This window comes from Pirellulaceae bacterium (assembly GCA_029243025.1).
GTDB lineage: Bacteria > Planctomycetota > Planctomycetia > Pirellulales > Pirellulaceae.
This window is the reverse complement of the sequence record JAQWSU010000030.1, coordinates 369,589-391,792: the sequence shown is the minus strand read 5'-3', so window position 1 is coordinate 391,792 and position 22,204 is coordinate 369,589. Positions and strand designations below refer to the sequence as shown.

The following is a 22,204-nucleotide window of genomic DNA, read 5'->3' as shown; positions in this document are numbered from 1 at the left end:
TTATTAGCGCCTGACGAGAATTTGATGTATCGAAATCTTAGCGCGAGTAATTTTACGAAGCTTCGACGAAGCACTTTTTGAGAGAGCTTCCAACGAAAGCGGCAAGAAGCATCCGCAGGTGATGCGAAAGTCAATCGGCGAAATGGCTGATGCCAACCCGCCAGACGTGAACTCTAGCTCTGATCGCGGCCGAAGAACATCATATGCTGCCAAGGAAGGTTATCAAATTCTTTGACCAACTTGTAACCGTTGGGGCTTAGCTCCTTCAGCATCTGCTTTTTTGACATCTTGTGCAACGGTTTGATCGGCACTCTCGGATCCTCACTGCGGAATTCGAGCAAGACGATGGCCCCATCTGGCTTCAACGACTTTCGCATGGCGGCCAGCATTTCTTCGGGATGCGAGAACTCATGATACACATCGACGCATAGAATCAGGTCGACCTGGCCCTCTGGCAGTTTGGGGTCAGCGACGGTTCCCAGTATCGACTGGATATTTTGCAGATTTTTTTCGGCAGCGCGAGCCTGCATCAGCCTGAGCATTTCTGGCTGAATGTCGACAGCAAGGACTTTTCCACGGGCGCCGACGAGTTCGGCGAGTTGCAACGTGTAGAAACCGTTACCACAACCCATGTCACAAACGGTCATGCCCGGCTTCACGTTCAGATTCTTCAACATCTGAACACAATCCTCTTCGCGTTGGCGAGAATCTCGCGTCAGCCAGTTCGCACCAAAAAAGTGCATCGTTTGCGCGATGGCTCGGCCTTTGTATTCCGTACGAGCCTCTGGAATGGAGTCCTGAGCCAGGAGCGATTTGTTGTTGGACGAGCCATGGAATGCAAGCAGCATGCTGATTCCGATCGTGACAACCTGGGCGCGTGGGAATCTCATATCGCAACCTCAATTGAAACCTGCGTGAGTCTGAAAACATCCTGACAACAACAGTTGCTCCAGCCACACGGGCAGCAGGAACTCTCCACATTGTTGCATGACTGCTGTCAGATGGGGACCGGTTTTTGAAGATAATCAGCTCGAATCAAGCCGAATCAGGCAGCATCCGCCAAACCCACAGCGGGGCGCCGGCTGAGTGCAACGACAGAAATCCGATGCTTTTGTGCATATTGAATAAACTCCGATTCGTCGATCAGGATCGTCCGCTCCGCTTCCACGGCAAGAACCCGTGCACCGCACTCGACCATGACCCGCAAGGTGCCCATCCCCACCGTGGGTACGTCGAAACGCATGTCTTGCTGCGGCTTGGCAACTTTAACAACGGTGAAGCCGCCAGCCGGGCACAATTGGCCTGCTCGACGAATGCATTCATCGGTCCCTTCCACTGCCTCAACCGCCAAAATCGCGCGGCCCTTCACCGCCACACTTTGTCCAATATCCAACCGTCCCATTTCAGTCGCCAACTGCCAGCCAAATTCGATGTCCTTACGTTGACTGGAACTCAATCGATGACCGCTTAGCCTCCCATCGCTCACCAACAGTTCGGGCACAAAATCGGTGGCGGGCGCGAAACGTATGCCTCGTTCACCGAAGGCCTCAACAAAAGTTCCCAGCATCGTATCGTCAGTTCGATCGCGCGTCAGCGTGACAAAGTGGGGATAAAAAGTGCGCACGAAGGTCAGATCGGGAAAGTGCTTCAACCAGTAGAGGTTTTGAAACAAAAGTACTTTGTGGATCTTTCCCGCCATCGTGGCCTGTTTTACATCATGCCGTCTGAAGTAACGGACTGCCGCTCCAAGACGCGCGATACCAATTTGCTGAAAGTCATGGCAAATATCTTCGAGCGCTGGATCCGCATGATCCTTAACGCCTAAACAGTACACTTGCTTGCCTTGAAGGCGAAGTGCTTCGGCCACGACGATCGGATAGCGGCCCCATCCGGCAACGAGTCCCACACGGTCGGGTTGAGTTTGATCGACTAACACGTCAATTCCTTGTTGTTCGTCTGCTCTTCACCACGGAGTCGGAAAATCAAGCGGCTTCGGACGCCTTGGTCGAAATCTCAGTGGCACGGACTTCTTCCGCCAATCGATCGACAACTCGTTGCAGCGACCGCAACTGTTTTCTCATTTCCGGTAGTTTGGAAAAAGCGGCTTGCTTTGCCATTTGTTCACGTTCCGGAGTGGCGGGAATGCCAACGACGGTCGTGTCATCCGGCACATCTTTCATCACGCCCGATTTCGCTCCCACCACCGCTCGATTCCCCACACGACAATGATCTGGCACACCCACTTGTCCTGCCATGACGACATAGTCACCACTGCTGCTACTGCCGGCGATACCAACTTGTGAGCAGATGAGATTGTGTTTACCGATGCGACAGTTGTGAGCAATCATTACTTGATTATCAATCTTGGTTCCTTCACCGATCACCGTCGGCCCGTAAGTCCCCCGGTCAATCGTCGTACAAGCGCCGATCTCCACGTCAGCTTCAATCTTCACAAAGCCCAGTTGAGGGCCACGTTGATGCTGACCCTTGATTGTGTCGTAGCCAAAGCCAAACGCTCCAATCACTGCGCCCGCGTGAATCACCGAACGGGCTCCAACCTGAGTACCCGAGTAGATCACAACTCCAGGAAAAAGCGTCACCTTTCGCTCAATCTGGCAGCCGGCCATGATCGTGACATTCGCGTGGATCGTCACGCCATCACCAATCACAACATCATCGCCAATTACAACGCCGGCCTGGATACTGACCTCACGCCCGATTTGCGCCTTTGCACTGATATCCGCTGCAGCACTAATCCCTGCCTGGGCAACTGGAACAGGCGGACGAAAGCGGGTCACAATCTGAGTGAAAGCAGCACGTGGGTCGCCCACGTAGATCGCGTCCCGAGCGACCGTCTTCATACCTTCTTTCAAGACAACGGCAGCAGCAACAGATTCCGAAACTTCCTTCAGCAAACGCTCCTGATCGACAAAGCTGATCTCGTCCGGTCCGGCAGCATCCAAGGTCGCTGCGCCGGAAATCGGCAGGTTTGCATCGCCGGCAAGCCGACCACCAATCAATTCTGCAAGTTGTCCGAGCGTCATGCTCATCTATAGCAACTCCCATGTCACCACGAGTTTATCAACAAGTGAATCGAGATAGAATCAAGACGTCATGCCAGTCTATCCCTGCCATCACCGAGTCGGCGATCGTACTGAGAACTCGTTTGCCGAACAAGAGCGATCGGTGACATCAGCAAGCAGCTATCACTTCGCTCAGCTGATGTAAATCGGATATTTGGCCCGACTCCAAATCATCCCCGCTTCCACGCCGCAACCAGACGGCCTGCCAACCCGCCTGTTCCGCCGCCAAATAATCCACTTCTCGGCTATCACCCACCAAAAGAAGTTGGTGGGAAAGCAGGTCACAGGCTCGCTCGATGCGTCGAAAGAAATCCTTTGCAGGTTTCCGCACCCCCAAACCGGCTGAATGAAATACGAACTCGTCCGGTATTTGCAGCTTCAGCTGTTCAGCGATCTGCTCCAAACGTCGATCAAAGTTGGATGCAATTCCGAGTTGGAAGCCGCGATCGCGAAGGGTTTGCAGCGTCGCCGGGACATCATCATAAACGCTCCAGTGCTCTGGTTTGGAGAAATGATTCCACAACGCTTCAAAGAGATCTGAGGTGTCGGACAGATCCAAAAACACATAAGCGACAATCGACTGCCAACGTCGGTACTCATCATCTTGAGAAGTTGCCATGGGCAACTGCCCCTGGCCAGGACGACGGTGAAACAGATCAACGGCCGTTCGAAATCGATCTCCCACCCGGTCTCGCGTCACCCGACTTCCATGGGTCGCCCCCAAGCCGTGATAGACATCAACGACATTCGGTTTGGCGAACAGGAGGGTTCCCACCGCATCAAACATAATGGTCCGAACTGACCGTTGTTCGACCACGACCTCGCCTCCGCCTCTCGACAGTAGTTAGCTGGCCAATCCAGAAAATCGCCAGACGTCGAGTCCGATCACGAAGATCATTAGGCCCAAAATGAAGCAGAATCCGGCCATTGTCAGTCCGAAAGCGATCCGATCGTTGACGGGTCGACGAAAGATTCCTTCGTAAAGCAAGAACATCGCGTGGCCACCGTCAAGAACGGGAATGGGTAAAAAGTTAATGACGGCGAGGTTAGCGCTCAGCATGGTCAAAAAGATGAGCAAGCGAGCGGTGCTTTGATTCGCTTCCATGCCAGCCATGGTCGCGATGGAGGCCGGTCCGCCCAAGTTAGTTGGTGAGATTCGCCCGGTCACGAGACGGAAGAGAATGAAGTAGACTTGACTGATCGACTCGTTTGTCTCTCGGACTCCCAGACTAAAGGCATCTGACCATGAGCTTACGCGATGGACCTCCTCATCCGTCATCAGTCGCAGACCACGGTCAGGCACATTCCATTCCGAGGACTTCACGGCCACCAATTCCACGTTCTTTTGCAGATCATCACGGATGAAAACCACATTGAATTTCGTGTTGGGTTGACTCATCTGAATTCGTTCTTGCACCACAGGCCAAGATCGATTCTTATCACCTAACGGGATGGGGCTCAAATTTGAAAAGATTTCCTCTTCCAAACGCTTTTCTTCTTCGCTGGCTGGGATAAAACCAACCTCTTGCAACAGATCACCGGCTTGCACACCAGCTTGGTCCGCTGGCGAGCCTGGCGTCACCGACACAATGACATTTTCGATGGTGAAAGCGAATCCAACTGCTTCCACAGCGAGAGGGTCTCCAATCCCGCTTCCGAGATGGAGCATATCAGGCTCAACGGGAGTCACCGAAATCGATACGGGCTCATCAACGCCCGGTCGTTCGACGCCGATTGTCACGGCTTTTCCCGCCAGACGTCGCAACTGTGCGGGTAACGTGAGGGGGTCTCCAATCGGATTCCCGTTGACCGTCAACACACGATCGTCAACTTTGAGTCCAACTTTTTCCGCTAAGGAACCGTTTTGAATCGCGACGATTGGTCCGATTCGCAGGTTAATACCGAGTGAACGCAGTGGGTTTCGGGGCAAGATCGATTCGAATTGATCGGCCTCGGCCTGGCCACTTTCTGCCTTTCGTTTGATGGTCAGTTTGAGATCTTCGTCGACACGACGAGCCAGTTGCACGCTGAGTTCTTCGTAGTTCACGACCGGATCACCATTCACGGCAACGATCTGATCTCCGAATTTCAGCGGGGGATTAGCTTGGCCGATCGGCAGATTACTCAAAAGTTTGGTTTTCTCATCAGGGAGGCCAATCTTTGTTGTGGCGTACGGGCTGATACCGATCACGGGTCGTCCGTTCAACTCTTCGCGGGGGCTACTGAGTTCGACGTCGACCCACATCGGTAGCTGAGGAGTTGTTCCGGGTGCCGAGTAAGGTTGGATACGCAGATCGAGATCTTGGTTGGCACCGGTCATCATGACCTTCACCACCATGTCTTTGTCGAATCGCAGGTTTTCACTTTCGGTGCCGTCGCGATCCATTTGAATAATACGATCGCCGGTCTGCAAACCGACTTGCCAGGCTGAGAGTCCGGGCGTTGTCGATCCCACGATGCACGGCGTGTAACTTACCCCCATGCGATAGGCAATCATGCTAAAGATCACGGCGAAAATCAGATTCATGATCACGCCGGCGGAAATGATCGCCAAGCGTTGTGGCACACTCTTGGCCGGATAACTTCGCGGATCAATTTCTGGCGCGTCACCAGCGTCAGCAGCACCCGATTCCTCGCGTGCGACTCGAATCCGTTCGGCTTCCTTGGCCGAGTTAGCCGGATTGTCGTCTTGGCCCAACATTTTCACATATCCGCCGAGTGGAACGATGCCGATCCCATACTCGGTCTCGCCCCATTGCTTGCGAAACAACGTGCGGGGAAGTTGGATCGGACCGATTTTGATCGGCACATCGAAACCCACGTAGAATTTTTCACATTTCACGCCGCATGCCTTTGCGACAAGAAAATGACCCAACTCATGTACGAAGATGACGAACCCTAATCCAAACGCTGCTTTCAGGATTGCCGTCAGCATTGAAATCGAAATGGCCGCAATCATCGGATTCATGTGCAAATCCACCGAAAAACCTCCTCACGTGCCCACGTATCCAGCCGATTCAGATCGGCAAGCGTTGGCTTCGCATCATATTCGTGATGTTCCAGAACCGCCTTGCAGGCGCGAACAATTTCAGTAAATCTCAATCGACCATCCAAGAAACCTTGAACGGCCGCTTCATTGGCCGCATTGACGACCACCCCCGAAGTGCCTCCTAACCGAGCCACTTCATGCCCGAGGGCAATCGCCGGAAACTTTTCCTCATCGGGCGGATCAAAAGTCAGTTGAAACGGCTGACTCCAGTCCATTCGCTCCGCCACACCTTCCCATCGTTGAGGATAGGTCAAAGCATACTGGATCGGCAGCTTCATATCGGGTGGTCCGAGTTGGGCCACCACCGAGCCATCCACAAATTCTACCAAGGAATGGACAATCGACTGAGGGTGGACCATGACCTGAATTTGGTCGGGTCGCAGATCGAACAACCAACGTGCCTCGATAATTTCCAAGGCCTTATTCATCATTGTCGCCGAATCGATGGTGATCTTAGGCCCCATTTTCCAGGTGGGGTGGGCCAAAGCCTCGGCCGGTGTCACCCGATTCATCTGATCGAGCGACCGGTCACGAAACGGGCCCCCGCTCGCCGTCAACACGATCCGCTTGACCTCGGCTGATTTCCCAGCGGACAAAGCTTGAAAAATGGCACTATGCTCGCTGTCGACTGGAATAATCGGTGCATTCCGTTCCCGAGCCAATTGCATCACCAATGAACCGGCCACGACCAGCGTCTCTTTGTTGGCCAAAGCGATACATTTACCCGCTTCAATCGCAGCCCAAGTGCCGTCCAAGCCGGCACTGCCGACAATGGCCGCGACCACCACGTCGATCGCCTCGTCCGTGACAACTCGTTCAATTCCCTCGGCACCGACCAGTACTTCGGTCTCAGCCGGCAAATCTGACCAGGAAAATTCATCCCGATTTCGCAGCGAAGTTGCCACCAGCCAGCGGGGCCGGCAATGCTGAGCCTGCTGAACCGCCTCTTTCATGCGGCTATGGGCGGTCAAGGCGTGCGCATGCAAACGACCCGCCGAGGCATCGATAACCTCTAACGTGCTACATCCGATACTGCCGGTAGATCCCAGGATCGCGACGTTCGACACTCGACCACTCAGAAAGGACTGAAAAAAACGGATTTCGACGGATAAACGCAACTCTACCAAAACGAGATGACTGGGTCTCCAAGCGTCGCGGGTCAGAACAACAAAAAGCGTGGCCCTCTCGGATTGCACTAAAGTATGGTTCAGTGCAGATCCGCCAATCGCTGCAGATTAAGTGATTGGCAAGTGACAGGATGGGAGCATTCTAGAGACGTGTTTTTTCGGCGACAAGACAGTTTTCTCAGTGCTTAGGAACCGAAGCTGAGACGGTCACCCGTTGACTGCTATAATGCAGAGCAAAATAGATGCCTTACCGAGCCCCAACCGCTTCGCTATAAAACCGTACTACGCCACAAAACTGGCGGGGAACCCGCCTCTAGACCGCCTAATCGCGAGAGAAAACCGAGTCGATGAGCCAAAACGAATCAAATAAGCGTGGGTCTGAGGGCAAAAACAACAGCTATAACTTTCTGCTGTTCGCAACGGTCTTTGGGATCGCGATCCTATTCGTAGTTTTTTACGTGGTCGGGTCAGCCGAAGAAATCGCCTATCCCCAACTGTTGCGTCTGGTCGAAGAGAAAAAAACCAATCCAGACGCTCAATTCAAGGTAAAAGTCGGTGCACAAGAGATCGTCTACAGCGATCTCCAGCCCAACGGGCAGCCGCTGAGAATTGGCAACACCTCCATCGAAGGCAAAATTAAAAGGAAAAGCCCGACGGAAGACAAAGTCGTCGAATTCCGTAGCTATAAAAGCGAAAGCGAAGCCGATCTGACTCGGCTCACGACTGCACTCGACGCCGCTGGTATCCGTTGGCAACATCGACCGGGGCCCAGCATTTGGCGATCCTACGCGCCCATGTTTGTCATTAGCGGCCTGTTTTTACTCTTTTTCTTTCTAATGTTACGGCGGCTTGGCGGTGCAGGATCTCCCATGTCCTTCGGGCGAAGTCGTGGTCGATTGTATGCCCAAGAGGATTTGGGAGTCACCTTCGACGACGTCGCAGGCATCGACGAAGCTGTCGAAGAAGTCCGCGAGGTCGTTGACTTCCTCAAATCACCCGAAAAATACCAAAAGCTAGGCGGCCGAATTCCAAAGGGAGTTTTGCTGGTTGGTCCCCCTGGAACGGGGAAGACGTTGCTCGCAAAGGCGATCGCGGGCGAAGCGGGGGTCCCTTTCTATAGCCTCTCAGGCTCCGATTTTGTGGAGATGTTTGTCGGGGTCGGTGCCGCACGGGTGCGCGACATGTTCCAACAGGCCGAGGCCAAGGCACCGTGCATCATTTTCATTGACGAATTAGATGCACTCGGGAAATCACGCGGGTCAGGCATGGTCGGTGGGCATGACGAACGCGAGCAAACACTGAATGCCCTGCTTGTTGAGATGGATGGCTTTGCCTCCAACAGCGGAGTCATTGTCATGGCGGCCACGAATCGGCCCGAAATGCTGGACCAGGCGCTGCTCCGACCAGGTCGCTTTGACCGACAAGTGCTGGTTGATCGACCGGATGTGCGTGGGCGAGAGGACATTCTGAAGGTGCACGTCAAACAGGTAAAACTCGATCCGACAGTCAACCTCAAGGAAGTTGCTGCAATTAGCCCAGGGTTCGCCGGAGCTGATCTCGCGAATCTTGTCAATGAAGCAGCTCTGCTGGCGGCTCGAAAAAGCAAATCGGCCGTGGCGATGTCCGAATTCGACGACGGTGTCGAACGAGTCACTGCTGGCTTGGAAAAGAAGCAGCGGATCATGAATGAAGATGAAAAGTATCGGGTCGCCTATCACGAAGGCGGGCATGCTCTGGTCGCGTTCAGCTTGCCGAATACCGATCCGGTTCACAAGGTCTCCATCATCCCACGCGGACTAGCAGCACTCGGCTATACGCTCCAAAGACCCGAGGGAGATCGATTTCTCATGACCCAACCTGAGCTCGAAAGTCGGATTCAGGTCCTGTTGGCAGGCACGGTTGCCGAGGAATTAGTCTTCCGTGACATCTCCACGGGCGCCCAAAACGACTTGGAACGGGCAACGGACATCGCCCGCAGCATGGTGATGGACTACGGCATGAGCGAGCTCGGCCGCATCAGCTACCGCGACAGCAGCCGATCGGCATTTCTGGCCACTCCCGGTGAAGATCGGACCCACGGACACAGCGAACTCACCGCACAACGGATCGACGAAGGAGTCGCCAAAATCATCGATTCATGTCTGACAAGCGTCCGCGAAATCCTCATGACCCGCAAAGAGGCATTGGTCGCGTTAGCGGAAGAATTAATGGTCGTGGAATCCGTCGATGGCATGGAACTTCAGCGGATCATGGAAGAAAGTTCAACCAGTCCGCGAGTGGTGCCCGGCACAGTCGACTCGATAAAAACCACGGGCAACGCCGATACCGAAGAGCCAGCCTCGACGGGCGACGACAATCAAGCCAGTGGATCGATCTAGGAAAAACGCTCCCTGTTGGGGATCCAGCGGAGCGTCTTGAGTGGAGAAACATCAACGAATCCCCACCACCGCCCTGTGCCTCTACAACACAGACCAGTTGTAGGTGAATTTGAGTGCGGCTGAAACAGAGCGAGTTACTTCCGCACAACTGACGGGCTTGGCCAAAACGTCAAAAGCCTGCACACGCGAGCGAATCTCGTCGTCTAACTGTCCGGAGATCAAGATACAGGGCAAACGCGAGCGGAACTGCTTTATCCGCTCGATCGCCTCCATGCCGGTCAAGCGCGGCATATGCATGTCCATGAGGACCAAATGGACCTCGGATGCACGGACAATCTCCAACGCTTCCTCGCCGTCGGCCGCCAAAAGCGTTCGAAAACCACGCTTTCGAAACATTTCACACAATGTTTCCCGAAAATCTCGGTCATCGTCAGTGATCAGCAATGATGGTGAAATAACCAACTCTTTAGCCCTGTAAACAGTTCAGCCCCTTGCGACGCACTCTACTTCTGCAATTTGAGTGCCGGTTCTTGCATCGCGACCGCAGTTTGACCTAAGTCCAAACATCGTAGTCGTTTGTACCCTAACTGGCAGTTAACATCGAGTCAAATTCGGGCGGCAAGTTGGCAGTTATTTCGTCTCATTTTCAGCGAAATACTGCCAATTGGGCAGATGAATGCAGACCTGATCCGCGATCAGAGACGACAGCCGAAACTCCAATAAGAAAAAAACGAAGAAGATTATTGCCACTCCCGAGGTGCAGAAAGGCCCTCCACAAGTTAAATTCGTTAAACGTTGTCGTGTACCCACCCAGGAGGGTGGCCTTTTAAAACAAATAGCGGCAAACGCCCCAGGAATTTGGCTGAGTCGGGAACTAGTTTTTCGTGTTAGGTATCCAAAACTCACCGGAAACGAAATGGTCGCTGTGATTGACCAATCACCGGTAGCGTAAAGAATTCGACCAGATGGCGGATCCGAACGGATCCGCCGCTAGACCGTCCCACGCATTAAAAGAGGGTGATAAATGAACGATACACCAAAAAAGGCGATGACCAAGACCGAGATTATCGCTTCCTTGTCGGCGAGTACGGGTCTTTCGAAACAACAGGTGAACGGTTTCTTTGACGAACTCGTCAAATTAATCGGTGACAACCTGGACGAAGCTGGCCCCGGAGTCTTTAACATTCCAGGACTGATGAAGGTGCGAGTGGTTCGCAAACCGGCTCAACCGGAGCGTGAAGGGATCAATCCGTTCACGAAGGAAACGACAACATTCAAGGCCAAGCCAGCTCGCAACGTCGTCAAGATCAGCCCGTTAAAGCGGCTGAAGGACGTGGTCTGATCCCCAACGAACGAATTCGGTCGTTTAAAAAGGGCGTAGTTTGTCTACGTCCTTTTTTGGTGCTCGGATCGGTTAGTCAGAATTGTTGCCGGCCATTTCAGCAGGTTCCGTCGCCAGCAGTCGGGTGCGGTGAGGATCAACGGATTCGGTTCTCCTGATCAGAGAGAAATCTGCAGCTTTTTTGCAGCGCCTGCGACAATCGATCATCTGCAAGGCTGGTTGTCGACGATTGTGGCACATCTATACTATGCAGGTCCTGTGAGGGGCTCTACAAAGGCCACGCCAGTGGGGCTCCGACGTTTCTCAGGCGTCATTGCATGGTACCGCACGTACTCGACTGATCCGGGTGCGCCACTGCTTTTTAAAGGGAAGTCCGTGAACGATCTGTCTGCTTCCAACCAATCCTGGCTGGTTCGCCATGAGTTCCTCATCCGCCGACTCCATTCGCTCAGCGGGCTTATTCCGGTGGGAGCCTACATGGTTGTCCACCTGATCACGAACGCGAGTGTGTTGGATTCGCCGGCCACATTCCAAAATAATGTTTACCGTATCCACAGCCTGGGGCGTATCCTGCCGCTAGTCGAGTGGGGCTTCATTTTTACGCCAATTTTGTTCCACGCCATTCTAGGCGTCGTGATCATTCGTAGCGGGCTCCCGAACAGCGGCACTTATCAAAGCAGCAGCAACATCCGCTACAGCCTGCAACGGGCAACCGGAATGATTGCCTTTGTTTTCATTGTTTGGCATGTGTTTCACATGCACGGCTGGTTCCACTTTGAAGGCTGGCTTGACAAAGTGGCGCATCCGTTAAACGGTGCGAATTTCCGCCCCTACAATGCGGCCACTTCGCTGGCGTTGGCCATGAAAGGCACACTTGTGCCAGTGTTGTATGCGATTGGAATTTTGTCTTGTGTGTTCCACCTCGCGAACGGCATCTGGACAATGGGAATTACCTGGGGGGTTTGGATCACACCTGCCGCCCAACGTCGGGCGAACTATGTTTGTGGTGCGTTTGGGGTCGGTTTGGCCGTCGTTGGTCTCGCTGCTTTGGCTGGGACCAAGACCATTCCAGTGGGTGACGCCCTCAAGGTAGAAGAAGAGATGTACGACGCGCGGGTTGCGTCGGGTGAGCTCAACCCGGAAAGGGCCGAAGCGGAGCACAAGACGTATTCGCCCTCCGAATTGAAGGAAGTGGAGGAAGAGATCGACGCTGAGCAGGAGGCAAAGTCGACGGACTCGGAACAAGCCGACGCAGGAAGCGACTCGGACTCTGTTCGTTTTCAATGATCTCACCGACCGAACAGTAGATAATTAAAACTGGAGCTGTCTCAATGGCAAAGCAACGCGTAATGATCATCGGTGGCGGACTGGCCGGCTTGTCGGCTGCGATGAAGCTGTCCGAGATCGGGATCGACGTCGATTTGATGAGCTTGACCCCCGTGAAACGCTCTCACAGCGTTTGCGCTCAGGGTGGCATCAACAGTTGCAATGATCAGACGCGTCAACTGGGCGACAGCGAATGGAAACATTTGGATGATACCGTCTACGGAGGTGATTTCTTACAGCACCAACCGCCGGTAAAAGAGATGGCCTACTGGGCGCCGAAGGTGATCGATTTGATGGACCGATTGGGGGTTACCTTTAACCGTACGGGTGAAGGTTACCTCGATCGCCGGCGATTCGGCGGTACACTTTTCAAAAGAACGGCCTTCGCCGGCGCGACCACAGGGCAACAATTACTCTACGCGTTGGATGAGCAGGTTCGCCGCTGGGAGGGCCAAGGCAAAGTTCGAAAGTTTGAATTCTGGGACTTCCTCGCACCCATCGTTGATGAATCCGGCGTTTGTCGAGGCTGTGTTGCTCAGGATCTTGTCTCGATGAAAATCGAATCGTTTGCTGCCGACGCGGTCATCGTCGCGAGTGGTGGTTGCGGCTTAATCTTCGGACGCTCGACAATGTCGATGGCGTGTAATGGAAGTGCGGTAAGTCGATGTTTTCAGTCTGGAGTGAACTACGCGAACGGCGAATTCATCCAGGTCCATCCCACGGCCATTCCTGGCGCAGACAAACTACGATTGATGAGTGAGTCAGCACGAGGTGAGGGGGGGCGCGTTTGGGTGCCGAGAACTCCTCAGGATCCGCGAGACCCGAGAGACATTCCCGAAGCCGAACGATACTACTTTCTGGAAGAACGCTATCCGACCTACGGCAACTTGGTCCCGCGTGACATCGCAACTCGCGAGATCTTCGATGTGTGCGTCTATGAAGGTCTGAGCGTCGACGCGACTCGACAATGTGTCTACCTTGATCTAACCCATATCGAACGCAGCGAACTGGATCGTAAGCTTGGAGGCATCCTCGAGATTTACGAGAAATTCCAGGGAGTTGACCCACGTGATGTGCCGATGAAAATCTTCCCAGCAGTCCACTACAGCATGGGCGGATTGTGGGCAGACTACGAAAAATCTGCTGACGGTGGACTCGAACCTGGATCGCCACGCAATCAGGTGACGAACATTCCCGGACTATATGCGATCGGCGAGTGCGACTACCAGTACCATGGAGCCAACCGCCTGGGAGCGAATTCGCTCCTCAGCTGCATCTTTTCAGGGCTATTTGTCGCCCCCTGCATCGACACCTGGCTTAAGAACGCGCCAGGCACGGCAGCCGATCAGCCTTCCTCTCTGTTCGAACAAGCTGAGTCGCGGGAGCAAGCACGTCACGAGCAACTGCTCTCAGGCCCCACAAAGGGCGAGAATCCCTATCTTTTGCACCAGCAGCTTGGGGATGTGATGACCAAAGCCTGCACGGTGGTTCGACACAATAAAAACCTGGACGAGGCTTACGAAACGGTTAGCGAGCTGAGTGACCGAGCCCAAAACTGCTCCCTCTCAGACACGGGACAGTGGACAAACCAAAACGTCGTATTCACCAAAGCTCTGTCCGACATGTTCCCAATCGCAAAAGCAATTTTGAAAGGTGCTCGACAACGCGACGAATGCCGCGGTGCACACTTCAAACCGGATTTTGCCCGCCAAGGTATCGAAGCCCAAGATCCGGCCGAGCGAGACCGCCAAGCCGAGGCTTGGTGTGATGCGTTCGAGCAAAACAATCAAAAGTGGCTCAAATCCACCGTCGCTAGTTGGGACGGTAGCCACCCTGACCTCACCTACGAAGACGTTGACGTATCACTCATTCCACCACGTCCTCGACTCTACGGCCTGGTGGGAGGTGAGGCAATCGAGCAAGCATGGAAACAACGTGCTGCCAAAGTCGAGAATGGCGCAAAACCCGCTGAGCAAACCGTCAAAGCTGGAAGCTGAAACTGACCCCGAGTATAGAGACGATAAGCATGATTTCTGCATCTGGAAATGGGCAGTCCACACCCCACTCATTTGAAGTCCGCATCCTCCGCCAAAACGGCCCCGGAGAGGCTAGTTACTGGGAACGTCATCGCGTGCCTCACCAACAGGACATGAACGTCATCAGCGTCCTACAGTCCGTCGCAGCTCAGGCGGAAACGGCCGATGGCCGGACAGTCGCACCGGTGGCCTGGGACTGCAACTGCCTCGAGGAAGTTTGCGGTGCCTGCACAATGGTGATCAACGGTCGTGTCAGACAAGCCTGCTCCGCGATAGTGGACCGACTGCTCGACGACAACCCGCAGGAGATCGAACTGAGACCGATGACGAAGTTTCCCGTCGTACGTGACTTGGTGGTGGACCGCGGTCGAATGTTTAACGCTCTGAGCCGCGTGAAAGCCTGGGTCAACGCCGATGGATACTACGACTTGGGTCCTGGACCCCTGGTACCCCGCAACGATCAAGAACAGATTTATCCGCTCAGTCAGTGCATGAGCTGTGGCTGCTGCCTAGAAGCTTGTCCTCAGTACACAAAAGTTGAGATTCAACCGCAGGCCGGAGAGTCGCAGGAATCGCTGAAGGAGCGGGAGGACCAAGCCTATTCCACCGCATTTCTTGGCCCTCAGGCGATCAGCCAAGCGGTCTTATTCAATCTCAACCCGGCTGGCAAATCTCAAGCCTCCGAGCGATTGGAAGCACTCAGTGGACCGGGCGGGCTACAAATTTGCGGAAACGCCCAAAACTGCGTTGCCGTTTGCCCGAAAGAAATCCCGTTGACGACGTCGATCGCACGGGCTGGACGGGCAACCACTGTACACGCTTTCAAGAAGTGGTTCGACCGATAGTTGATCTGCCGCCGATCACAGAGCGGACCTTGCAGCGGTAGAAAGGCGGGCTGCCATCCGTGCAGCGACGACACAGGTGTGAAACCGTTCAAATGCAGAGCATGGTTTCCAGCTCTGAGTCTCCTCTCGAAAGCGATCCGCTTGGTGGCTAGCAAAAAAAACGAGGCTGAGTTCAGCCTCGTTCGAGTTAAGTGATGTTGTCAGCTTACTTGGAACCAACCAGTTCGCCCTTCTTTCGTTCGGCGATGATTTCTTCCTGAATCTTCGCAGGAACTCGCTTGTAACGAGCCAATTCCATCGTGAAGGTGCCCTGTCCTTGTGTCTGGCTACGCAGGTCGGTGGAGTAACCAAAGGTTTCCGAAAGGGGAACTTCGGCGCTAATCACAACGATTTCTCCCTGCATTTCGGTGGAGATGATCATGCCTCGACGGCTGATGAGATCACCGGTCACCGAACCCTGAAAATCGACGGGACATTCAACTTCCATTTTCATTACCGGTTCCAACAAAACTGGCTTTGCCTTGAGGAATGTCTCGTTGAAGCAGTTTCGAGAGCAGATTTGGAAAGCCATATCTGAACTATCCACATCATGATACGAGCCATCTCCCAAGAAGGTCTTCACTCCAATGATTGGGAAGCCGGCCACGGGCCCTTTCGGCAAGGCTGCTCGAAAACCCTTCTCAACAGATGGAATGTATTCCTTCGGGATGCGCCCTCCCACGACTTTTTCTTCGAACACAAAAGCCTCTTCGGCATCATCCTCAAGCGGTTCAAGCCGCCCGACAATGTGGGCAAACTGCCCTGAACCACCGGTTTGCTTTTTGTGTTTGTAGTTGTAGTCGACCCCACGGGTCGGAGCTTCACGGTAACTTACTTTGGGGGCTCCCACTTCGACTTCGACGTTGTATTCCCGCCGAATTCGTTCGACATATACTTCCAGGTGCAACTCACCCATCCCCGCCATTAAGGTTTCGCCGGTTTCCTCATCCGTCATAACGCGGAACGTCGGATCCTCTTTACGGAAACGAGCAAGGGCTTTGCCGAGTCGGTCGGAATCAGCTCGCTGCGAAGGACTGACAGCGACTTTGATCACTGAATCGGGCACGAACATGTTTTCCAGCGTGCAAAGCTTGGGTTTTGACGCATAGGTATCACCACTGGCACAGTCGATGCCCATGATCGCCACGATATCCCCGGCAACTGCCTCATCCACTTCTTCACGCTTGTCGGCATGCATTCGTAGGATTCGGCTAAAGCGTTCCTTGCGGCCGGTGCGTTGATTGTAGTACTGCTGACCTTTTTCGATCTTGCCTTGGTAAACCCGCGTGAACGTGAGTTGACCATAAGGATCGTCAACAATCTTGAACGCCATTCCCACAAACGGCTTACTGGAGTCTGGTTCAAGCTCAAAGCTTTTATCAGGATCCGAATAGTCCTTCGCCGAGATCGAGCGATCCAACGGAGAAGGCAAATAACGGATGATGGCATCCAGTAGGGGTTGAACACCTTTATTTCGGTAGGCGGTACCCACCATCACGGGAGTGACTTCCTCTGCCTGGACTGTGTCGCGTAGTACCTCGTGAATAAGTTCTTCGCTGACTTCTTCCTCGGACAGCAAAAGTTCCATCAGATCGTCACGATACATTGACAGCGACTCAAGCATTTGCTGCCGAGCAGTCGTGGCTTCGTCAGCGTATTCGGCCGGAATCGGCTCTTCTCGCACGTTTTCGCCGTCATTGCCATCGAAATAGAGTGCCTTCATCGAGACGAGATCGATAATGCCTTCAAACTGTTCGCCGGCACCCATCGGAATCTGGATCATGACCGCATCGATCCTGAGTTTTTCTCGTAACTGATTGGTTACCTCAGCCGGGTCAGCACCCGTGCGGTCCATCTTATTTACGAAAGCCAAGCGCGGAACGTGGTAACGTTTCATCTGACGATCAACGGTGATCGACTGTGACTGCACGCCTCCGACGGCACAGAGCACCAGCACGGCCCCGTCCAGAACTCGCAGACTGCGTTCCACTTCCACAGTGAAATCGACATGGCCCGGGGTATCGATCAAATTGATGTCAAACCCGTCCCATTGGACGCTTGTTGCTGCACTGGTGATCGTGATTCCACGCTCTTTCTCCAGATCCATGTGGTCCATGGTGGCTCCATCACCACCGCCACGGACTTCCTCCATTTTGTGGATCCGTCCAGTGAAAAACAGCATGCGCTCGCTCAGAGTGGTTTTCCCGGAGTCGATATGGGCTGAAATACCAATATTTCGAATCTTGCGTAGATCCATCGAATCTCTATCAAACATCAAAAGGGTTACGGGTGGAGGCAACGACGCAGCTAGTGGTCCTGTTGCCCGGAACAGCATGGGAACATTCGGATAATGTCGCGCGGAGAGGCACCGGCAGGTGGCTCGACCACCGCCCTCCCGGGATGGCACGACTAATATTTATAAGTGGTGGGTCTCATCATCTTAATCCATTTCGACTATCCGAAAAGGTCCTATTAAGAAGATTCTCAGATCATCTTGGCAGTTTTGGTGAGCTGAACCAACCGTAGGGGTCAGCGCGGAACGTCACGATAAGGCCGATTTGCCTGATACAACGTCATTCGCTCCTCAAGCTCCACGACCACCTCACTGGGTGCCGCCTGGAGTGCCTGTTGAAGCGATTGTTGGGCTTGAGGGTAAAGTCCCGCGTTGGCTTGGGCCGCTGCCAAAGTGTCCAGATAACGGTAGTCTCGACTGCCCTCCAAATCGATCGCCCGTTTCGCGGCTCTCAGAGCCAGCTGTTGGTCTCGAAATCGATCATCGGGACAGGTTGCCATCAGCCAAGCCGCACTCTGGTATGCCCGCCCTAAATTACCGTCGATCCGGATTGCCATCCGATAATCGCGTGCAGCCGGTTCCCAGCGGCCAAGATAGGAATAGAGATCGGCTCGATCAGCATAGGCAAGTGCGTTTCCCGGATCACGCACGATCGCATCATTAAAGTCCATCAAAGAATCTTCGAACTGACCTCGGTAGAACCGCACATGGCCGCGTCCGATGAGAGCTGCAGAGTCCGTCGGTTGAGCACTGATCACCATGGAGTAGTCATTTTCAGAATCTTCATACTGTCCCAATTCGAGATAGAGTTCCGCTCGATTGAATCTCGCATTGGCGTAGGACGGATTCATGGCCAAACATTGACTGAAATCTTCAATGGCCTCTTTAAACTTGCCCTGAGTCGCAAGGCTAACCCCCCGATTGTGGAAAGCCCGTCCGTTGGCTTTGAGTTGAATCGAGGCGGTGAAGTCTTGCACGGCCTGTTCTTCAAGCGTAGCCGCCTCAGCTGGCCTGCCGGCCTTCGTTTGCTCGTGAGCCAACTGGGTCAACATTTCACCGCGACGGTTGTGAAGCCAAGCGGTCAAATTTTTGAGATAGTCACGGGTTTGCGGATCTTCGGGTGTTATCTGCTTGGCGAGTCCCAACGCCTGAGTCAGTTCCTCGGCTGTTTTTGCCGTGGTCGCTTGAGCGTAGAGCGCATCAACTTGTTGCCTGGCTGAATTTCCAGCAGCCGGAATACCGATTGCTGGCCCGACAGATGTTGGTCGTGCGACGATGCCCTGGACCGCACCAGTTTGTGCGATCAACGATGAAGAGATCATGCAGCAGGCGATAAATACCCATCCCTGAGTCCACCAATTGTGAGCCGTACGTTTCATCACTGGAACCTCCGTTTTCCAATTGCCGCTGAGATTACTCCCGCGGCTCAGTCATGCTCCAAGGATCAAGTGCCTCCTTGAGCGTTGCTTCCGGCAGAATACCTTTTTCTCGGCACAGCTGACGAATCGTCTTTCCTGACGCAAAGGCTTCCTTGGCCAACGAGGCCGCTTTTTCATAGCCGATCAACGGATTGAGGCTCGTCACCATCGAGAGACTCTGCTCTACAGCCGCCTCACAGGCTTCTTCATTTGCTTCCATATCCATGACACAAAAATCGACAAACGCGCGATTTGCACCGGCTAACAGTTGCACCGTTTCCAAGACAGTCTGCCCCATAACGGGCATCATGATATTCAGCTGGAACTGCCCACCCACCGCCCCGCAGGTCGCAATGGTCTGGTCGTTACCCATCACCCGCGCGGCGACCTGCATCGCGCTTTCGCACATTACCGGATTGACTTTGCCGGGCATGATTGAGCTTCCCGGCTGCCGAGTTGGTAGCTTAACTTCGTAATAGCCACAACGTGGGCCAGCTCCGAGAAAGCGGATGTTATTTGCCACATTCATCAGTGTCACCGCAATGGTGCGTAAATGACCGTGGCAGCTCACCAAGCCATCACGTTGCGCATTCGCTTCGAAATGATTAACCGCCTCGACAAAATCAATACCCGACTCGGCCGCCACAGCTTCGCTGACGCGCCGCCCGAATTCGGGGTGCGTGTTGATCCCAGACCCAACGGCTGTGCCCCCCACCGGGAGTTCGAGAATAGCGTTGAGTGCATCTTGGGCCCGCCCAACGGAGAGTTCCATTTGGCGAGCAAAACCACCAAATTCCTGACCGAGTCGCAGGGGAGTCGCATCCATTAAATGGGTCCGTCCGATCTTGATCACCTCGTCCCACGCGGCAGCCTTCTGCTGCAAATGGTCTCTGAGATTCTCGAGCGAAGGGATCAAATCCCGCTTGATTTCAATTCCGACAGCAACATGAATCGATGTTGGAAATGTGTCGTTCGTACTCTGCCCCATGTTGACGTGATCATTAGGATGGATCTGCTTCTCGGTGGCAAATCGATCACCACCTAACATCTCCACCGCTCGGTTGGAAATCACCTCATTAACATTCATGTTGCTCGAGGTGCCGGAACCCGTTTGAAATACGTCGATGGGGAACTCGCGATCCAACTTGCCGTCGGCGACTTCGCGACAAGCCTTGATCAAAACCTCAACTTGTTCATCCGTCAGCGGTGAAGTTTCGGAACTGGTCAATTTCCCCAAATCTCGATTGGCGACGGCACAACCAAACTTGACCAACCCCATGGCGTGAATCAACCGTGGTGGCAATCTCCAACCGGACACTGGAAAATTCTCAACAGCCCGCTGAGTACTGGCGCCGTAATAAGCCTCCGCGGGAACTTGAACTTCCCCCATCGAATCACGTTCTATCCGAAACTCCGACATGCTGCTTCCTTAATGAAACGATAAAAGTTAATCAGCTTGAGCCAAGGGCGTGCTGGGCACCCCATGAAATCTAAAAATGAGTCGTGACGCACAATAATAACGGCTGAGGATAGGTCGTCCAAGGCGAACGTTGAATCAAGGTGCAGCTTTCGTGCTATCACTCGTCCCTGCCAGCGGGGGTTGCGGCTTGGCTACCCGCAGATTCGCCGCCCCCATCGCATAACCCTGCTCTCCTGCCACAAAGACTCGCACGTGACAGCGTCCAACCACATGCTGGGGAATCGTAAGCTGAGTCTCAAACAATTCCGCTTCTGCCCTGAATTTCCGCTGTGCGAAGCAATCGTTGTTTGCTCGCAGATATTCAGCGGTTAAGGCTTTCATGCCCTCATGCGTGCTGTCAAATTGGGTTCGACGGGTCGGCTGGTGGGTAAATTGTCCGCGTTGACAAACCAGTTCAACGTAACAATCACCGGTGACAGCCGAACGACAGCTAATGGTTAACGATTGGCCAGGTGCGGCAGTCGGAGCCGTCGTGACCTCCAATTCTTGCGGATGTTTGACTCGCAACAGCGGATCCCCCAGCAAGTTGAAGAGCTGAATATGTTCTTGTCGTTCCCCTTCCAGATCGTCGGAATTCGGGCTGATCGCCATCGCGAGTGTATCGAGCATGCGGCGATTAAACCCACTTGGCTTCGGGTCAGCCAGTTCGCGTTTGGCGGCGAGTACAATCTCCCCCATGGTCGCCTGACGCTGCTGAAAGAGATGATGCATCAACGAATTACTCATTACAGCCATGCCATAAGGCATGGTCACGCGAGAACCGGCGAGTACGGCAATGGGGCCTTGTTTTCGTCGCAAGAGCTTCTCGGCGAGACAATCTTCCGGGCTATCAAAAGCTCCGGCATAACATGAAAGAAAAACAGCGATGGGACTTCCTTGTTGAGCCTGGACATGAACGACATCATTCGCTTGCAAAATAGGAGCACGCCCCGTCGGCACGCGGATCCAGTCAAGTCCATGACGATATCCGTGCCCAATATAGATCCAACAAAGACACCCTTCATTAAGTCGATTAAGCACGGCTTGGCGAAAAGTTCGCGGATCCGGGCAATAGGGACTGCGCCAACTGGCATAAGTCATCGACGTCCGAAACTCATTCGGAATACCTCGGCTGATGAACGCCCGTGTAGCGGACTCTAAAACCGCATCGGTAATCGCACCAAAGCCACCGACTCCGGCAACAAAGTTGACTCGCCGGCGCCATGGCCCATAAGCCTGGGACTGCTCGTAAGCGATGATTTTTTCAACGATCCGCGTTAACTGATCGGGCGTGTCAGCCGACAACCGACCGATCGTCAAATCGGGAACGTTGTCTTCATTTAAATCAGCAAACCGATTATCGCTGGCGATTTCCGACTCCGAACCCCACTTCACGTTGATTTTTGCTTTCACCAATTCGGTCGGCACCCCGCCCGCCTGGCGATCAGATCCAACATCACCAACTAACACCACATTCCGCAAGCGATCGGAACTGGCGAACCGGCGAATGGAGGCGTGCACCTCATCGGCACTGCGAAGGTCAGTCACAAAGGCAAATTCGTGCCCCTGGCGTTGGCGATATTGGACCCATGGCTCCAACGCTTCGCGCAAGGCGGGATCACAGACGACGACCGTATCGACCGCAATCGAATTGGAGGCCGTGGGATCGGCAGCCACCAGATTGGTGCAAAAGAAAAGCGTAAGAGCAAGATTCACGTGACATCTCCTCCTGAAATTTTACCCCAAACACCAACCCAAGGCTCGTCAGGGGTTGGGAATCGAGCATAAAAAATAGCGGCGAAGTGTAGT

At 53.8% G+C, this 22,204-nt stretch carries 16 protein-coding genes; 5 read left to right on the top strand and 11 right to left on the bottom strand.

The genetic code is table 11. The features are described 5' to 3' along the window. Positions 1-173: 173 nt before the first annotated feature. The 6 genes from P8N76_14175 to dxr all read right to left on the bottom strand — a co-directional run bounded on the left by P8N76_14175 (position 174) and on the right by dxr (position 7,199). Positions 174-890, bottom strand: a complete 717-nt coding sequence (locus P8N76_14175; GenBank protein MDG2382812.1) for a methyltransferase domain-containing protein — start codon at positions 888-890, stop codon at positions 174-176. Positions 891-1,045: 155 nt separating this feature from the next. Beyond that, the gene (lpxI, locus tag P8N76_14170) at positions 1,046-1,936 is read right to left on the bottom strand and encodes a UDP-2,3-diacylglucosamine diphosphatase LpxI (protein ID MDG2382811.1); all 891 of its coding nucleotides are present in this window, start codon (positions 1,934-1,936) and stop codon (positions 1,046-1,048) included. 46 nt (positions 1,937-1,982) lie between these two features. Beyond that, complete coding sequence (lpxD, locus tag P8N76_14165) at positions 1,983-3,050, bottom strand: UDP-3-O-(3-hydroxymyristoyl)glucosamine N-acyltransferase (GenBank protein ID MDG2382810.1); 1,068 nt, start codon at positions 3,048-3,050, stop codon at positions 1,983-1,985. A 142-nt stretch (positions 3,051-3,192) separates the two neighbouring features. Then, on the bottom strand, positions 3,193-3,900 hold the full coding sequence (locus P8N76_14160) for an HAD-IA family hydrolase (GenBank protein MDG2382809.1): 708 nt from the start codon (positions 3,898-3,900) through the stop codon (positions 3,193-3,195). A gap of 27 nt (positions 3,901-3,927) precedes the next feature. Next, entirely contained in the window at positions 3,928-6,051 is a 2,124-nt protein-coding gene (locus P8N76_14155) for a site-2 protease family protein (GenBank protein ID MDG2382808.1), read from the bottom strand. Further along, the gene (dxr, locus tag P8N76_14150; protein MDG2382807.1) at positions 6,048-7,199 is read right to left on the bottom strand and encodes a 1-deoxy-D-xylulose-5-phosphate reductoisomerase; all 1,152 of its coding nucleotides are present in this window, start codon (positions 7,197-7,199) and stop codon (positions 6,048-6,050) included. The genes P8N76_14155 and dxr overlap by 4 nt, the downstream gene beginning before the upstream one ends. A gap of 407 nt (positions 7,200-7,606) precedes the next feature. Here dxr and ftsH point away from each other — a divergent pair, with 407 nt between their 5' ends. Continuing rightward, a complete protein-coding gene (gene ftsH / locus P8N76_14145; protein ID MDG2382806.1) occupies positions 7,607-9,637 on the top strand; it encodes an ATP-dependent zinc metalloprotease FtsH in 2,031 nt (676 codons plus the stop codon). A gap of 81 nt (positions 9,638-9,718) precedes the next feature. On the opposite strand, the gene P8N76_14140 is transcribed toward ftsH, so the two are convergent. Then, positions 9,719-10,081: a response regulator gene (locus P8N76_14140; GenBank protein ID MDG2382805.1), complete on the bottom strand. Its 363-nt coding sequence runs from the start codon at positions 10,079-10,081 to the stop codon at positions 9,719-9,721. A gap of 580 nt (positions 10,082-10,661) precedes the next feature. Between P8N76_14140 and P8N76_14135 the strand changes: the two genes are divergently transcribed. The 4 genes from P8N76_14135 (at position 10,662) to sdhB (ending at position 15,186) form a co-directional block, all read left to right on the top strand. Next, positions 10,662-10,979: an HU family DNA-binding protein gene (locus tag P8N76_14135; GenBank protein ID MDG2382804.1), complete on the top strand. Its 318-nt coding sequence runs from the start codon at positions 10,662-10,664 to the stop codon at positions 10,977-10,979. 375 nt (positions 10,980-11,354) lie between these two features. Then, positions 11,355-12,266, top strand: a complete 912-nt coding sequence (locus tag P8N76_14130) for a succinate dehydrogenase cytochrome b558 subunit (protein MDG2382803.1) — start codon at positions 11,355-11,357, stop codon at positions 12,264-12,266. Positions 12,267-12,310: 44 nt separating this feature from the next. Continuing rightward, complete coding sequence (gene sdhA, locus P8N76_14125; protein ID MDG2382802.1) at positions 12,311-14,302, top strand: succinate dehydrogenase flavoprotein subunit; 1,992 nt, start codon at positions 12,311-12,313, stop codon at positions 14,300-14,302. Positions 14,303-14,331: 29 nt separating this feature from the next. Continuing rightward, entirely contained in the window at positions 14,332-15,186 is an 855-nt protein-coding gene (sdhB, locus tag P8N76_14120) for a succinate dehydrogenase iron-sulfur subunit (protein ID MDG2382801.1), read from the top strand. A 205-nt stretch (positions 15,187-15,391) separates the two neighbouring features. Here the strand turns inward: sdhB and fusA are convergent, their stop codons facing one another. The 4 genes from fusA to P8N76_14100 form a co-directional block, all read right to left on the bottom strand. Beyond that, complete coding sequence (gene fusA / locus P8N76_14115) at positions 15,392-17,482, bottom strand: elongation factor G (protein MDG2382800.1); 2,091 nt, start codon at positions 17,480-17,482, stop codon at positions 15,392-15,394. A gap of 272 nt (positions 17,483-17,754) precedes the next feature. Further along, positions 17,755-18,897, bottom strand: a complete 1,143-nt coding sequence (locus P8N76_14110) for a tetratricopeptide repeat protein (GenBank protein MDG2382799.1) — start codon at positions 18,895-18,897, stop codon at positions 17,755-17,757. A gap of 34 nt (positions 18,898-18,931) precedes the next feature. After that, positions 18,932-20,356, bottom strand: a complete 1,425-nt coding sequence (locus tag P8N76_14105; protein ID MDG2382798.1) for a class II fumarate hydratase — start codon at positions 20,354-20,356, stop codon at positions 18,932-18,934. Between the two features lie 135 nt (positions 20,357-20,491). After that, the gene (locus P8N76_14100; protein MDG2382797.1) at positions 20,492-22,111 is read right to left on the bottom strand and encodes a C25 family cysteine peptidase; all 1,620 of its coding nucleotides are present in this window, start codon (positions 22,109-22,111) and stop codon (positions 20,492-20,494) included. Positions 22,112-22,204 lie beyond the last annotated feature (93 nt).

Coding starts and splice junctions, on each gene's coding strand:
- P8N76_14135 (MDG2382804.1), top strand. CDS start 10,662: ATGAACGATACACCAAAAAAGGCGATGACCAAGACCGAGATTATCGCT.
- sdhB (MDG2382801.1), top strand. CDS start 14,332: ATGATTTCTGCATCTGGAAATGGGCAGTCCACACCCCACTCATTTGAA.
- lpxD (MDG2382810.1), bottom strand. CDS start 3,050: ATGAGCATGACGCTCGGACAACTTGCAGAATTGATTGGTGGTCGGCTT.
- fusA (MDG2382800.1), bottom strand. CDS start 17,482: ATGGATCTACGCAAGATTCGAAATATTGGTATTTCAGCCCATATCGAC.
- ftsH (MDG2382806.1), top strand. CDS start 7,607: ATGAGCCAAAACGAATCAAATAAGCGTGGGTCTGAGGGCAAAAACAAC.
- P8N76_14175 (MDG2382812.1), bottom strand. CDS start 890: ATGAGATTCCCACGCGCCCAGGTTGTCACGATCGGAATCAGCATGCTG.
- P8N76_14155 (MDG2382808.1), bottom strand. CDS start 6,051: ATGAATCCGATGATTGCGGCCATTTCGATTTCAATGCTGACGGCAATC.
- sdhA (MDG2382802.1), top strand. CDS start 12,311: ATGGCAAAGCAACGCGTAATGATCATCGGTGGCGGACTGGCCGGCTTG.
- P8N76_14110 (MDG2382799.1), bottom strand. CDS start 18,897: ATGAAACGTACGGCTCACAATTGGTGGACTCAGGGATGGGTATTTATC.
- P8N76_14105 (MDG2382798.1), bottom strand. CDS start 20,356: ATGTCGGAGTTTCGGATAGAACGTGATTCGATGGGGGAAGTTCAAGTT.